The sequence below is a fragment of the Gordonia sp. i37 genome, from assembly GCF_002043085.1.
GTDB classification, from domain to species: Bacteria; Actinomycetota; Actinomycetes; order Mycobacteriales; family Mycobacteriaceae; genus Gordonia; species Gordonia polyisoprenivorans.
This window is the reverse complement of the sequence record NZ_MVPX01000535.1, coordinates 1-15048: the sequence shown is the minus strand read 5'-3', so window position 1 is coordinate 15048 and position 15048 is coordinate 1. Positions and strand designations below refer to the sequence as shown.

11 protein-coding genes and 1 pseudogene are annotated in these 15048 nt (G+C 65.4%); 5 read left to right on the top strand and 7 right to left on the bottom strand.

The window, feature by feature from the left end:
- From gyrA to dnaA, 7 genes are all read right to left on the bottom strand, one after another.
- The coding region (gene gyrA, locus B1964_RS26770; RefSeq protein ID WP_079931975.1) for a DNA gyrase subunit A at nucleotides 1-2485 on the bottom strand (2485 nt) is incomplete at its 3' end.
- A 47-nt stretch (nucleotides 2486-2532) separates the two neighbouring features.
- Nucleotides 2533-4611 carry a DNA topoisomerase (ATP-hydrolyzing) subunit B gene (gene gyrB / locus B1964_RS26765; RefSeq protein WP_079931974.1) on the bottom strand — a complete coding sequence of 693 codons (2079 nt, stop codon included), beginning with the start codon at nucleotides 4609-4611 and terminating at the stop codon, nucleotides 2533-2535.
- A 365-nt stretch (nucleotides 4612-4976) separates the two neighbouring features.
- Nucleotides 4977-5582: a DUF721 family protein gene (locus B1964_RS26760; protein ID WP_079931973.1), complete on the bottom strand. Its 606-nt coding sequence runs from the start codon at nucleotides 5580-5582 to the stop codon at nucleotides 4977-4979.
- Nucleotides 5579-6877: a DNA replication/repair protein RecF gene (gene recF / locus B1964_RS26755; protein ID WP_079931972.1), complete on the bottom strand. Its 1299-nt coding sequence runs from the start codon at nucleotides 6875-6877 to the stop codon at nucleotides 5579-5581. The genes B1964_RS26760 and recF overlap by 4 nt, the downstream gene beginning before the upstream one ends.
- Nucleotides 6878-6879: 2 nt before the next feature.
- Nucleotides 6880-7893 (bottom strand): phosphogluconate dehydrogenase (NAD(+)-dependent, decarboxylating), encoded by a 1014-nt coding sequence (gnd, locus tag B1964_RS26750; RefSeq protein ID WP_020172915.1) that lies wholly within the window; start codon nucleotides 7891-7893, stop codon nucleotides 6880-6882.
- Nucleotides 7894-7916: 23 nt separating this feature from the next.
- Complete coding sequence (gene dnaN / locus B1964_RS26745; RefSeq protein ID WP_079931971.1) at nucleotides 7917-9107, bottom strand: DNA polymerase III subunit beta; 1191 nt, start codon at nucleotides 9105-9107, stop codon at nucleotides 7917-7919.
- A 583-nt stretch (nucleotides 9108-9690) separates the two neighbouring features.
- Entirely contained in the window at nucleotides 9691-11361 is a 1671-nt protein-coding gene (dnaA, locus tag B1964_RS26740) for a chromosomal replication initiator protein DnaA (protein WP_006368616.1), read from the bottom strand.
- Between the two features lie 644 nt (nucleotides 11362-12005).
- On the opposite strand from dnaA, the gene rpmH reads away from it, so the two are divergent.
- The 5 genes and pseudogenes from rpmH to B1964_RS26715 all read left to right on the top strand — a co-directional run.
- Entirely contained in the window at nucleotides 12006-12149 is a 144-nt protein-coding gene (gene rpmH, locus B1964_RS26735; protein ID WP_006368615.1) for a 50S ribosomal protein L34, read from the top strand.
- Between the two features lie 55 nt (nucleotides 12150-12204).
- Nucleotides 12205-12642, top strand: a complete 438-nt coding sequence (gene rnpA / locus B1964_RS26730; RefSeq protein WP_079931970.1) for a ribonuclease P protein component — start codon at nucleotides 12205-12207, stop codon at nucleotides 12640-12642.
- Nucleotides 12639-13121, top strand: coding sequence for a membrane protein insertion efficiency factor YidD (yidD, locus tag B1964_RS26725; RefSeq protein WP_006368613.1), 483 nt, complete (start codon nucleotides 12639-12641; stop codon nucleotides 13119-13121). Before rnpA ends, yidD begins: the two co-directional genes overlap by 4 nt.
- A gap of 3 nt (nucleotides 13122-13124) precedes the next feature.
- Entirely contained in the window at nucleotides 13125-14495 is a 1371-nt protein-coding gene (yidC, locus tag B1964_RS26720; protein ID WP_079931969.1) for a membrane protein insertase YidC, read from the top strand.
- Between the two features lie 169 nt (nucleotides 14496-14664).
- Nucleotides 14665-15048: pseudogene (locus B1964_RS26715) on the top strand (KH domain-containing protein); the annotation flags it as partial.

Genomic DNA, 15048 nt, shown 5'->3' with positions numbered 1-15048 from the left:
CGGTCGGTTCCGGTTCCGGCTCGTCGGCGTTGCGGGCGATGGCCAGCAGCGTCGTGCCCTCGTCGAGGTTCATCAGGCGCACACCCTTGGTCTGGCGTCCGGCCTTGCGGACCTGACGGGCCGCGGTGCGGATGACACCGCCCCCGGAGGTGATCGCGTAGAGCTCGGAGTCGTCGTCGACGATGAGCGCGCCGATCAACGTGCCACGGCGCTTGTCGTGCTGAATGGTCAGCACGCCCTTGCCGCCCCGCCCCTGCACCGGGTAGTCCTCCATGCCGGTGCGCTTGGCGTAACCGCCGGAGGTCGCCACCAGCAGGTAGGTCCCCTCGCGCACGACATTCAGCGACAGCAACTCGTCGTCGGCGTTGAACCGCATGCCCTGCACACCGGAGGTCTGCCGGCCCATCGGGCGCAGCGCCTCGTCGTCGGCGTGGAAGCGGATCGACTGTCCCTTGCGGCTGACGAGCAACAGATCGTCGTCGGCACTGCACAATTGGGCGCCGACGAGCTCGTCCTCGCCGCGCAGGTTGATCGCGGCGATACCACCGGACCGGTTGGAGTCGAAGTCCTCGAGCTTGGACTTCTTCACCAGGCCGTTGCGGGTGGCGAGCACGAGATACGGTGCGTCGGTGTAGGTCTTGATCTGGATGACCTGGGCGATGCGCTCCTCCGGTTGGAACGCAAGGAGATTCGCGACGTGCTGCCCGCGTGCGGTGCGGTTGGCCTCGGGGAGCTCGTAGGCCTTGGCGCGGTAGACGCGACCCTTGGTGGTGAAGAACAGGATCCAGTCATGCGTCGAGCAGACGAAGAAGTGCGCGACGATGTCGTCCTGCTTGAGCCCTGCCCCCTGCACACCCTTGCCGCCGCGTCGCTGACTGCGATACAGGTCGGTCTTGGTGCGCTTGGCGTAGCCGGTTTCGGTGATGGTGACGACGACGTCCTCGCGGGCGATCAGATCCTCGTCGGCGACGTCACCGTCGGCGGCGATGATCTGGGTCCGTCGCTCGTCGCCGAACTTCTCGACGACCTCTCGAAGCTCGTCCCGCACGATCGAACGCTGACGCTCGGGCTTGTCGAGAATGTCCTTGTAGTCGGCGATCTCGCGTTCGATCTCGTCCAACTCGTCGATGATCTTCTGCCGCTCCAACGCCGACAGTCGACGCAGCTGCATGGCGAGGATGGCATCGGCCTGGATCTCGTCGATCTCGAGTAGGTCCATCAAGCCGGTGCGGGCTTCGTCGGTGTTGGCCGACGCACGGATCAGCGCGATCACTTCATCAAGGGCGTCAAGGGCTTTCACCAGACCGCGCAGGATGTGGGCGCGCTCCTCGGCCTTGCGCAACAGGTAGCGGGTGCGCCGCACGATGACGTCGATCTGGTGGGCGACGTAGTAGCGGATCATCTGATCGAGGCGCAGGGTGCGCGGCACGCCGTCCACGATCGAGAGCATGTTGGCACCGAAGCTGGTCTGCAGCTGGCTGTGCTTGTACAGGTTGTTCAGGACGACCTTGGCCACCGCGTCACGACGCAGGGTGACCACGATCCGCAGGCCGACACGATCGGAGGAGTGATCCTCGATCTTGCTGATTCCCTTGAGTTTTCCCTCGTTGACCTGCTCGGCGATCGATTGGATCATGTTGTCCGGGTTGACCTGGTAGGGCAGCTCGGTGATCACGATCTGCGTGGCGCCGCCCTTGGCCTCCTCGATCGCGGTCACGCCGCGCATGCGGATCGACCCGCGACCGGTGGTGTAGGCGTCCTTGATGCCCTGACCACCGACGATGAGGCCGGCGGTCGGGAAATCCGGGCCCTTGATCCGCTCCATGCAGGCGTCGAGGGTGGTCTCGTCGTCGGCCTCGTGGTTCTCCAGCGCCCAGAAGATCGCCTCGGCCACCTCGGTGAGGTTGTGCGGCGGGATGTTGGTGGCCATACCGACGGCGATACCGCCGGAACCGTTGATCAGTAGGTTCGGGATCCGCGCGGGCAAGACCGTCGGTTCGTTGGTCTTGCCGTCGTAGTTGGGCGTGAAATCGACGGTGTCCTTGTCGATGTCGCGCAACATCTCCATGGCCAGCGGGGTGAGCCGGGCCTCGGTGTAGCGCATGGCGGCCGGACCGTCGTTGCCGCGGGACCCGAAGTTGCCCTGGCCGTCGATCAGCGGGTAGCGCATCGACCACGGCTGGGCCAGGCGTACCAGCGCGTCGTAAATCGCCGAGTCGCCGTGCGGATGGTAGTTACCCATGGTCTCGGCAACGGGTTTCGCCGATTTCACATAGCTGCGATCGGGGCGGAAGCCGGCGTCGAAGGAGGCGTAGAGCAGTCGGCGGTGCACGGGTTTGAGGCCGTCGCGGACCTCGGGTAGTGCGCGGCCGACGATCACGCTCATCGCGTAATCGATGTAGCTGTTCTGCATCTCCTGGCCGAGATCGACCGGTTCGACGCGATCGCCTTCCCCGCCGGCGGGCGGGAGCGTGGTGTCAGTCATGAAAAGTCCTCACAGATGTGGTGTCCGGTCAGGCGTGGTGCGTGACGTCAGACATCAAGGAAGCGAACATCTTTCGCGTTGCGGGCGATGAAGCTGCGGCGCGCGACGACGTCTTCACCCATCAGCACCGAGAACAGCTCGTCAGCTGCGGCGGCGTCGTCGAGGGTGACCTGGCGCAGTGTGCGGGGGGCCGGATCCATGGTGGTCTCCCACAACTCGCTGGGGTTCATCTCACCGAGGCCCTTGTAGCGCTGGATGCCGTCGTCGGTGTTGATCTTCTTGCCGGCCTCGAGGCCGACCTGGATCATGGCATCACGCTCACGGTCGGTGTAGGCGTACTCGGCCTCGGCGCCCTTCTGCCACTTGAGTTTGTAGAGCGGCGGCTGGGCGAGATAGACGTGCCCGTGTTCGATCAGCGGGCGCATGAACCGGAACAGCAGGGTCAAGAGCAGCGTGGAGATGTGCTGTCCGTCGACGTCGGCGTCGGCCATCAGCACGATCTTGTGATAGCGCAGCTTGGCCAGGTCGAACTCGTCGTGGATGCCGGTGCCGAAAGCGGTGATGATCGACTGGACCTCGGCGTTCTTGAGGACGCGGTCGATACGGGCCTTCTCGACGTTGATGATCTTGCCGCGCAACGGCAGGATCGCCTGATACATCGAGTCCCGCCCGGTCTTGGCCGAGCCGCCGGCCGAGTCACCCTCCACGAGGTAGATCTCACACTTGGACGGGTCGTTGCTGCGGCAGTCGGCGAGCTTGCCGGGCAGACCGCCGATGTCGGTGGCGCTCTTGCGCCGCACCAGCTCTCGCGCCTTGCGCGCGGCCTGACGCGCATGGGCGGACTCGACGGCCTTGTTGATGATGATCTTGGCCTCGGCCGGATTGGCCTCGAACCAGTGCTCGATGTGCTCGCCGGAGGCCTTCAGCACGAAACTCTTCACCTCGGTGTTGCCGAGCTTGGTCTTGGTCTGACCCTCGAACTGTGGATCGGACACCTTGACCGAGATCACCGCGGCCAGACCCTCACGGATGTCATCGCCGGTGAGGTTGTCGTCCTTCTCCTTGAGCAACTTCTTCTCGCGCGCATAGGAATTCACCACGCGCGTCAGTGCCGCACGGAAGCCCTCCTCATGCGTACCACCCTCATGGGTGTTGATGGTGTTGGCGAAGGTGTGCACCGATTCGGAGTAACCGGCGTTCCACTGCATCGCGATCTCGACCTCGTGGCCGGTGCCCTTGCCGGTGAATCCGATGACGGACTTGTGGATCGGGTTCTTGGTGCGGTTGAGGTGCTTGATGTAGTCGATCAAACCGTCCGGATAGTGATAGGTCCGCGTCTTGGGTTTCGTTGCGGCAGCGGCTTTTTCCTCGTCGGACTTGATCTCTTCGGCGGTCTCGGTGGTGCCCTCCTCGCCCTCGCCGTTCGGGTCGCCGGGCGCCTCGACGGCCTTGGGTCGCCGGTCGGTGAGGGTGATGGTGAGGCCCTTGTTGAGGAAGGCCATCTCCTGCAGTCGGCGCGCGACCGTCTCGGCGTTGAACGAGGTCGTCTCGGTGAAAATCGACGCGTCCGGCCAGAACCGCACCGTGGTGCCCGTCTTCCGGGTGGGCTCCCCCTTGACCAGGCCGTCCGGCTTGGAATCGGTGAAGGTCTCCGACCAGTGGAAACCGTCGACGTCGATCTCGACCTCGACCTTGGTCGACAGCGCGTTCACCACGGAGATACCGACGCCGTGCAAACCACCGGAGACCGCATAGGAGTCGGAGTCGAACTTGCCGCCGGCGTGCAGCTGGGTCAGGACGACCTCGACGGTGGGTACACCGGTCGCGTGCATGCCGACCGGGATGCCTCGACCGTCGTCGACCACCTCGACGCCACCGTCCTCGAGCAGGGTGACGTCGACCTTGCTGGCGAATCCGGCCATCGCCTCGTCGACGGAGTTGTCGACCACCTCCCAGATGAGGTGATGAAGGCCACGTTCGCCGGTGGACCCGATGTACATACCGGGTCGTTTGCGCACGGCCTCGAGACCCTCGAGGATGCTGATCGATTCGGCACCGTACTCGGACGGCTTCTTCCGGGGCTTCTTCGATCCCGAACCACCGGTCTTGTCACTGCTGTCGGCCACGAGGTGCGTCCGCTCCTGTTCTGATCGATTTCGACCCGACGGTCATGAGATGATCAGCACAAAAGCGCCCGCACGACATGCTGTGGTCGGACGAAATCGTCCGCTGTCACCGCTGCCATCGCGGGCGGCTGATCCCCCTGTCGGGACAACTCTCAATTCATTGTACTGCCTCAGTCAGTCAGAAACCCACATCTGGTGCCGCTGATTTGCACACAGACCGATTTTTTCCGGCATCTGCCGGTCCGGTCGTGGTCTGAGGATGAAATATGGCTCAGAGTCGACGTGACGCGGAAAACTGTCGGTGAGGTGGAGTAGCACGTCACGCTGCGCTCCGACGGCTTGTCCGAGTCACCGGCTCCACCGGGTCATCCGTACGTGTCGCGGGGTCCGCGTCCACGCACGTGCCGCTCCCCCTTGCGCCACGACGGGCCCTTGGGTCCGGTGATCTTCAGTGACGTGACCATTCCGTCGCCGATCGCGGCCGCGATCTTGGCAAGGATCTGTGCCTGCACGTACCGCAGCTGCGTCGCCCAGGCCGTGGATTCGGCCTGGACGTATAAGACGTTGTCGCGCAACGATGTCGGTGTGGCATGCGCGGAGATGTCGGAGCCGACGATCTGCTCCCACATGCCGAACAAGGTGCCCTCGGCGATGCGCGGTTGCCATCCCCGTTCACGAGCCAGTCCACCGACGAGGCGCCCGAAGGGCTGCGGATCCCGTGCGTCCGGACCGGAGCCCGACCACCGCCGACGACCACCCTGGCGCACGCCGGACCGCCGCCGCGGTGGCGACGCGCGACCCTGACCGACCGACTTACCCGCGGCGCGGGCCGATGCTCTCGCCTCTTCCAACGCGCGCCGCGCACGCTCATAGCCGGTGAGTCCGTCGGCCGGCGCCGCGGAGCCGGTCGCCGGTGATCCCGTGTCGGGCGCTCCCGTGTCAGGTGGTCCCGTATCGGGCTGATCGGTCATGACGTCAGTCTCCCCGGCGGGTCCGACACGGCCGTCTCCGACACCTCAGGTTCTGCGACATCGCGTTCTGGGCCGTCGGGGTCTGGGCCGTCGGGGTCTGGGCCGTCGGGGTCTGGCGTCTCGGCTGCCGGCGCGACCACCGAGTGCCGGACCCCGTCCTCTTCGATCATGTTCACCGCGATCCGCCGACCCCCGACTCCCTCGGGGACGTCCTCGGCGACGGCAGCGGTGATGATCAGCTGCTCGGCACCTTCGGTGAATTCGGCGAGTTTGCGACGTCGCGTGGCGTCGAGTTCGGCGAACACGTCGTCGAGCATGATCACCGGTTCGACGCCCTCGGCTCTGGCGAGTTCCACCGATCCCAGTCGCAGCGCGAGCGCGAGCGACCACGATTCCCCGTGGCTGGCAAAGCCTTTCGCCACGTCGGTACCGAGAACGAGATCGACGTCGTCACGGTGCGGCCCCAACAACGACAACCCGCGCTCGATCTCCTTGCCGCGGATCTCGCCGAGCCGGGTCAACAGCGCCGCCTCGATGGCCTCCGGGTCGGCGGATTCTCCTGCGGCAGGCACGATCTCGTCGCCGACACTGGGCCGATACCGCAGCGTCGCCGGTCGCGAGTGCGGCGCGATCGCCGCATACGATCCGGCGAAATGCGGTTCGAGGTCACCCAGAACGTCGATCCGTGCGGCGGTCACCTGCCCACCGAGAGCGGCGAGTTGGGCGTCCCAGACATCGAGTGTCGAGATCACCGAGTCGGCGTCGGATCCACCGCGCCGCATGGCCGCACCGGCCGTCTTCAACAGCGCCGAACGTTGTCGCAACACCTTGTCATAGTCTGAGCGTGCCGCGGCGAATCGTGGACCACGTTGTGCGACAAGCTCATCGACGAAGCGTCGCCGGTCACCCGGATCGCCTCGTACGAGGAGGAGATCCTCGGGGGCGAACAACACCGCGCGCAGAACGCCCAGAAGATCGCGCGGCCTGCGCTGGGGTGCGGTGTTGAGCCACGCCTTGTTGGAACCTTCGGCGTTGATCTGCAGGGACGCGGTCAATTCCCGGCCGGCGTTCTCGACGGTGGCGGTCACCAGCGCCGACGTCGCCGACGAACGCACCAGCGGTGCGTCGGTGCTGACCCGGTGGGATCGCAAGGTGGCCAGATAGAACAGCGCCTCGACCAGGTTGGTCTTGCCGAAACCGTTGCGGCCGGTGATGATCACCGGTCCGGACGCCAACTCCACGTCCACCCGCGGCCACGAGCGAAAGTCACGCAGATGCAGTTCACGGACGAACACGGCTAGCCCGCCGAGGTGTCCGGCGGCGAGCCGGTCTCCCCCACCGAGCGGCCCGTGGTGTCGCGAACAGCGTGCCCGCCGAACTGATTTCGCAGTGCCGAGACGGCCTTGAGGGCCGGCGACCCGTCCTGGCGGGAGGCGAACCGGGCGAACAGCGCGGCCGAGATGACGTTGGCCGGAACCGAGTGCCGGATGGCCTCCTCGACGGTCCAGCGACCCTCGCCCGAATCGGTGGTGTAATCCGAGATCTCTGCCAGCCCCGGATCCTCCTGCAGCGCGCGCACCAGCAGGTCGAGCAACCACGAGCGGATCACCGTGCCATGGGTCCAGGCCCGCAGGGTGCCTTCGACGTCGGTGATCAGGGGTTCGGCCGAGAGCAGCTCGTAACCCTCGCCGTAGGCGTGCATCAGGCCGTACTCGATACCGTTGTGCACCATCTTCGCGTAATGACCGGCACCCACCGGCCCGGCGTGCACGAAGCCGTCGGCGCGTTCGCCCTCGGGCCGCAGCGCGTCGAAGATCGGCATGACGCGTGCGACATCGGCGTCGGCACCGCCGGCCATCAGACCGTAGCCGTTCTCCAAGCCCCACACGCCGCCGGACACACCACAGTCGATATATCCGATTCCCTTGGCTTGCAACAGTTTTGCGTGCTCGAAGTCGTCGGTGTAGCGCGAGTTGCCACCGTCGATGACGATGTCACCGGCCGACAACTCCTCGGCCAGTGAGGCCACGGTGGTGCGCGTCGGATCGCCGGAGGGCACCATCACCCAGATCACGCGGGGCGCATCGAGTGCGCCGACCAGATCGGCGAGGGTCTTGACGTCGGAGACCTCGGGACGCGGGTCGTAGCCGATCACCTCATGCCCGGCGCCGACGATACGGGTGCGCATGTTGGCACCCATCTTCCCCAGACCGACAAGTCCCAGCTGCATCGCGATCCTCTCGAAGGTGGTGGTGGCGATCCGCTTCTGATGTGGAAACCGTTGTGTAGGAACGTCTTCGGGGTGGAACATCTTCGCCGGAGAGGCGAACCGGCTCAGCCCGGCAGGCGGACCGGCATGAGAAGATAGCTGAAGGCGCTGTCGGGAGCGACGAAGGCACCGGACTCGTCGGCGACCGGCTCATCTCCGGTCGACACCCGCAGCACCGCCGGGCGACTGGGTGTGGTGAACCCGAAATCGACGGACTTGGCGTTGATCGCCGACAACCCGTCCTGCAGATAGCCGGGGTTGAACGCGATCGTCAGCGGCTCACCACGGAAATCGACGGGAAGCTCTTCCTCGGCCTTGCCCGCCTCGTCGCCGCCGGCGGTGAGTAGCACCGATCCCTCGGTGAATTCCATCCGCACCTGAGCTCCGCGCTCGGCCACCAGTGCCACACGCTTGATCGCCTCGATCAGGGGAGCGCTCTCGACGGTCGCGACGGCGGTGTGAGCGGCCGGCAGCAACTGACGGAACTTGGGGAACTCGGCGTCGAGCAGGCGCGTCGTGGTCTGCTTCGACTCGCCGAGAATGCCAAGGATGCCTTCCGAGCCGATGGCATCGCCGGATCCGAACGCGAGTCGAACAGCCCCGGTGCCCTCGGCGCCTGCCGTCTTCGCGCTCTCCGACAAAGTCTTGGCGGGCACGAGGACCGCTCCACTGACGTCGGGCTGGGCCGGATCCCACTCGAGTTCACGCACGGCCAACCGGAAGCGATCCGTGGCGGCGAGGACGACGGTGTTGCCCTCGATCTCGACGCGCACACCGGTCAGCATCGGCAGCGTGTCGTCACGGCCGGCGGCGATTGCCACCTGCGACACGGCCTCGGCGAACCGGTCGGCCGGGATGGAGCCGGTGATCGCGGGCACGTCGGGCAGCTGCGGGTAATCCTCGACCGGCATCGTCGGCAGCGAGAACTTCGCGCTGCCACAGGCGATGGCCACCCGGGATCCGTCGAGCGTGACATCGACCGGCTTGTTGGGCAGCGCCCGCGTGATGTCGGCGAGCAGGCGTCCCGATACGAGGACCTTGCCCGGTTCGGCGATCTCGGCGGCGATCGATTCCTGCGCGGAGACCTCGTAGTCGAAACCAGAAATCGTCAGACCGGCGTTGGCGTCGGATCCGGTCTCGTCAGGAGCCTCGAGAACGACGCAGCCGAGCACCGGCACCGGCGGACGGGACGGCAGGCTTCGGGCGACCCAGGCAACCGAATCGGAGAACTCGTCGCGCGCGACACGAAACTTCATAACTGGGGATGCGCCCTTCTCTCGTCTGCCTTGGTTGCTGTGCGGGGTCGGTGTGCGGGCCGGCATGGATGCGCTCAAGCGGCGTGTGGGCACGCGCTCGGTGCGAATCGGGAATTCCCACTCTAGAACGCCGACGCGTGCGGGTGGGCGGTTGGGGTCAAGTCGCCACGCCGCGAATCGGCGATCTCCACGCCGACCCCGGAGTGGGTGTGTACACACATCCTTCTTCAAAAGAGATTTCTTGAAAGAGAGATCAACAATAGTCATAGGAGCTGTGGATCCTGTGGAGATCGTGGTGTTTGAGCAGGCCATGTGCCTGATCGGGGTGTGCACAGTCGTGGGATGAGCCGTGGAGGTGCGGCGCGGTTGATGTGGATGACGAGTGTTGTTCGATTCCTGTCCACCTTCGATGCACATATCTGCGGGCTCGATCCCAAGGTCCATCCACAGGGCGGCGGGCACGGATTTCCGGCGTCGAGAGCTCGGAGATCCGTGGGTGAGGACGGCGCGTCGGAACCACAGAAGGCTCGCGTGTGAGTTGAGAGTTGATGCCAGCGGGGTCGGTGACCCGTGCCCAACCGGGTCAGCGGTCGGCGCGCTGCTTGATGCGGGCGGTGAGTTCCTGCACGTGGTCGTAGACCTTGCGCCGCTCGGCCATCTCCTTGCGGATCTTGCGTTCGGCGTACATGACCGTGGTGTGGTCGCGGTCGAAGGTCTCACCGATCTTGGGCAGGGAGAGGTCGGTGAGCTCGCGGCACAGGTACATCGAGATCTGCCGGGCCTGGGCGATCGCTCGGGTCTTGCCGGGGCCGCGGAGTTCGTCGACGGAGATGTCGAAGTACTCGGCGGTGATGGCGAGGATGCCGGCGGCGCTGATCTCGATGGTGCCGGAGTTGGGCAGCAACGCCTGCAGCACGACGTCGGCCAGAGATTTGTCGAGCTCGGTGTTGTTCAGCGACGCGAATGCGGTGACCCGGATGAGAGCACCCTCGAGCTCGCGGATGTTGCGTTCGATCTTCGACGCGATGAGCTCGAGCACATCGTCGGGGACCGCGATGTTGTCCATCTGGGCCTTCTTGCGAAGGATCGCGATCCGGGTCTCCAGGTCCGGCGGCTGCACATCGGTGATCAGGCCCCACTCGAATCGAGTGCGGAGCCGATCCTCGAGTGTCGCAAGCTGTTTCGGCGGGCGATCGGAGGAGATGACGATCTGCTTGCTGGTGTTGTGCAGCGTGTTGAAGGTGTGGAAGAACTCCTCCTGGATACCTTCCTTGCCGATCAGGAACTGGATGTCGTCGACGAGGAGGACGTCGACATCTCGGTAGCGGCGTTTGAACGCGACCCGCCGATCGTCACGCAGGGAGTTGATGAAGTCGTTGGTGAATTCTTCGGTGGAGACGTACTTGACCCGCATGCCCGGGAACAGACGCTGGGCGTAGTGGCCCGCGGCATGGAGCAGGTGGGTCTTGCCCAGCCCCGACTCGCCCCAGATGAACAACGGGTTGTAGGCGCGTGCGGGCGCCTCGGCGACGGCGACGGCCGAGGCGTGCGCGAATCGATTCGACGCGCCGATCACGAAGGTGTCGAAGGTGTACTTCGGGTTCAGACTGACCGGCGTTCCCGATGCGGAGGCGGTGGAGGTGGTGGGTCGCTCGGCGAAATACGAGGACCACTCGGCGCCGGGGGTCGCGTTCGGCGCGCCCGGACCGGAGGAATCGGTTGCGCCGGAGTAGCCGGCGCCGGTCGGAGTCGGGTGCGGGAACGAATCGGACGGTGCTCGGTGCTCGCGGCCCGCGAAACCCTGTCCCGCCAACGGTCCCGATCCGTCGGGGGACGGGCGACCGGGCGCCGACGGATCGATCGGGCGGCCGGGCCCGGATTCGTCGAATGCCGTGTGAGACAAGGGAATCGGATTGGTGGAGGCACCGGAGCCGACCGAATCGGTGGTTGCCGGGTCGGGTGTCTCCTCGAGTGGCGCGGGCGTGGCGGTCCGCACCCCGAGGTCCACGGGCTGGCCGAGATGACGACTCAACGTGGTGCGGATCGTGTCGCGCAGATTGCGTTCGATCTGTTCCTGAACCAGTGGTGTCGGCACGGCCAGCAGGGCGAATCCCTCGGCCAGCGTCAGTGGCTGAACGAGGGACAGCCAGGCCTTCTGCTGACGGCTGAGAGGCTCATGATGGGCGGCGTCATCGTTGAGTTCGGCGACAACCTGCTTCCAGACCTCGCCGAAGGAGTCGCGATCCGATGTCACACTGACCCTCCTGCTCGACGCCTGCTCACCACCGACGCCTGCTCTTCATCACTGCTGCGAAGGCCGGCGGCGTGCCCTACCGGCTTCCGCCTCCGACGAAACTACCAGCATCGGCGGGGGTCGGTCGGGGGTGGACGGATACCACCTTGGCGGGGTCGGGCGGACTTGTCCACACACTTATCCACATCTGTGAATAAAAGGAGATGGAAGATCGGCGCTGCGGGTCGTGGTCACCGCATACCGTCAGTGGGACGTGACTGGCGTCAGTGGAATGTGACTGGCGTCAGTGGGATGTGACTGGCGTCAATGCGACGTGCCTGGCAAACCGTAACAGACCTGATCGGGCGCCGACAAAGGAAACGAGCGGTCGATCCTCCGATCGGGGGAACGCGTCGGGCTGGCCTGCACGATCGGTGCTCGTTTGATTTGGCCGGGTTCACTCCCGTACTCTCGACTGGTCATCCAGGTTGCGGATTTGCGGTGGATCACGTCATCAGCAGCGTCGTCGAGCACTCGGCGTCGGTGCGGGGGGCGCCACCACCCCGGCACTAGTCCGGCACCGCGTCAGGATAAGCAGAGACCACCACAGGATGTGGGAACGCGAGCCATCGGCGTGCCCATGTCACCGAGCACAAGGAGTCACCGTGGCCAAGGGAAAGCGGACTTTCCAGCCCAACAATCGTCGTCGCGCACGCGTGCACGGCTTCCGGCTGCGTATGCGCACCCGTGCGGGTCGTGCCATCGTCAACAGCCGTCGCAGCAAGGGCCGCGCGAAGCTCACGGCCTGATCTCGACTTGCGCTGCCGGTCGTGACCACAAGTCCGGCCGGCTTCGTGTTGTTCGATGATGTCGGCCCAACATGGGATCTCTCGTGGATCCGACTTCTCCCGCACGCTGAAACGCGGTGTGCGGACCTCGACGCGTGATCTTGTGGTCAGCGTCGCCGTGGTCCCGTCGGTCTGGCCGGACCCGTCGGGACGTCGTACCCAGGTGGCGATGTCCGGCGGGCCCTGGCTGGGGCTGATCGTCAGCAAGTCCGTCGGCCCCGCAGTGGTTCGGCATCGAGTGGCCCGTCGGCTGCGCGCCGCCTTCCGCGATGTCCGCGGGCGGGTTCCGGCCACCGAGACCTTCGTCGTCGTCCGCGCCCTCCCGGGCGCCGCACATCGCTCCAGTGACGAACTGGCCGATCAGCTGCGAGAAGTGATGGGACGTAAGCGTGTTCGCCAGCTTGCAGCGCGTTCCGCAGGGGTCGACGTGGCCGGCGCCGGGGTGTCGGCATGACCGATGTCGAGCCCCTCCCCCACTGCTGCACGCCCACCGCCATCGAGGACTCGCGGTCAACGCGGGTCATGCGATGGATCCATCTGTTCCCGCGGCGCGCGCTGATCTTTGTCATCGAGCTGTATCGCACCTGGGTGTCGCCCCTGCGACTGCCGACATGTCGGTTCGAGCCGACCTGCTCGGCATATGCGGTCGAGGCGTTGACCCGACACGGGTTCTTCCACGGCGGTGCGCTGGCGGTGATCCGGCTGCTCAAGTGCGGACCGTGGCACAAGCCCGGCTATGACCCTGTCCCCGATCGAGGATTCCGCCATCCGCCGGTGCCCTCGCAGGTGACGCGGCGTGATGGCGCGCAGAGCGACGTCGCTCACGGAGACCTTTCTCAATCGGACGACCTTTCTCAATCGGACGCGGCGGAAACGTCGTATCGCATCGCCGACGACGGCGTACGCGCATCTATGGAAGTGAGGGATAGCTGACCCGTGCTGAACTTCATCTATTGGCCGGTATCCGCGATCATGTGGTTCTGGCACTGGCTGTTCGACTTCATCACGCCGGACTCTCCCGGCGGTAACGGCGTCGCCTGGGCACTGTCGGTGGTGTTCCTCGTGTTCACCCTGCGTGCGATTCTCTACAAGCCCTTCGTGAAGCAGATCCGCACCACGAAGAAGATGCAGGAGATCAACCCACAGCTGCAGGCGATCCGCAAGAAGTATGCCAAGGATCGGGTCAAGATGACCGAGGAGATGCAGAAGCTGCAAAAGGAGCACGGGTTCAATCCCCTGCTCGGCTGCCTCCCGATGCTGCTGCAGGTCCCCGTGTTCATCGGCCTGTTCCATGTGCTGCGGTCGTTCAACCGCACCGCGCACGGAATGGGTCAGCTCGGCATGTCGCCCGAGGAAACACGGTCGGTCGGCAACTACATCTTCAACGTCGACCAGGTGCAGAACTTCCTCGACGCTCGCCTGTTCGGGGTGCCGCTGTCGTCGTTCATCTCCGAGCCGAAGACCGAGTGGGCGGCGTTCGTCCAGCCGGGGCAGCCGATTGACTTCACGCGAGTCGACATCGCCATCGTGGTCATCCCGATGATGATCATCGCGTCCATCGCGACCCACATGAACTCCCGGGCGTCGGTCGCACGTCAACCCGAGGCCGCGCTAGAGAATCCGCAAACCCGGATGATGAACATGCTCGCGCTGTACATCTTCCCGCTCGGCATCTTGGTCACCGGCGCATTCTTCCCCGTCGCGATCCTCCTGTACTGGATGAGCAACAACGTCTGGACCTACGGGCAGCAGCACCTCGTCTTCGGTCGTATCGCCAGGGAAGAAGAAGAGGCCCGACTGGCCAAGCAAGAGAAGTTGAAGGCCAACGCTCCCAAACCCGGGGTCAAACCGGACCGCACCAAGAAACTCGGTGACGGCCAGGGGTCGGAGAACGGTGTGGACCTCGAGAAAGCCGACGGTGCGGAAGAGGCTTCCGACAACTCGGCGGAGAGCACCAAGAACGCATCGCTGATGGATCGACTCACCAAGGCCCTCGGGATCGGTGGGGCCGGCAGTGCGAAGGCGAGTGGCTCGAAACCTGAGGACTCGAAAGCTGACGCCTCGACATCCGCGGCCGCGACTGAGTCCGAGGCGGCAGGCGCGTCCGGTTCTGGGGCGTCCGGTTCTGGGGCGTCTGGTTTTGGGTCGTCCGGTTCCACGGGGAACGGGAATGGGTCCGCACCCGCCAAGCCGAAGCCGGGACAGAAACCTGCGGCGCAGACTTCCGGAGGGTCGGGAGCCAGGCCAAAAAATCAGGGGTCGAAGAAGGGCGGAAAGCGAGGCGGCCGCAAGGGCGGCCGGCGCTGAACCGTTTGCAGTACTCCCCCATCACGGGCCGGGTCATACCGGCGACCGCGCCAGACATCGCAAGTACGAGTAAGAAGGTGGAACCGAGATGACAGCTGAGACCGCGACGCACGGCGAATCAGATGTGACGGAACCCGAAGTGACCGAGTCTTCTGAGACTGAATCTCCTGTGACCGAGTCGGACGTCAAGGAGTCCGGAGTTGCGGAACCTGAGGTCGCCGAGTCGGAAGAGACCGGTGCTGAGGACGACGGTGCTGAGGACGACGGCGACCGTCTCTTCGAAGAGGGCGAGATCGCCGGCGATTATCTCGAGCAGCTCCTGGACGTGTTGGACTTCGACGGCGACATCGATCTCGACGTCGACGGGGACCGCGCGGTGGTGAGCATCGACGGTGGCGACGATCTCGCGAAGCTCGTCGGCCGCAAGGGTGAGGTTCTTGACGCGCTGCAGGAGCTGACGCGTCTCGCGGTCCAGCAGGTGACCGGCGACCGTAGCCGGCTCATGCTCGACATCGCACGGTGGCGGGCCGACCGCCGCGATCGGCTGGGGGGG

Bases quoted from the DNA above. Each gene is read 5' to 3' on its own strand.
- rnpA (WP_079931970.1), top strand. From the start codon at position 12,205: ATGATGTCGGCCCAACATGGGATCTCTCGTGGATCCGACTTCTCCCGC.
- yidD (WP_006368613.1), top strand. From the start codon at position 12,639: ATGACCGATGTCGAGCCCCTCCCCCACTGCTGCACGCCCACCGCCATC.
- B1964_RS26760 (WP_079931973.1), bottom strand. From the start codon at position 5,582: ATGACCGATCAGCCCGATACGGGACCACCTGACACGGGAGCGCCCGAC.
- dnaN (WP_079931971.1), bottom strand. From the start codon at position 9,107: ATGAAGTTTCGTGTCGCGCGCGACGAGTTCTCCGATTCGGTTGCCTGG.
- gnd (WP_020172915.1), bottom strand. From the start codon at position 7,893: ATGTTCCACCCCGAAGACGTTCCTACACAACGGTTTCCACATCAGAAG.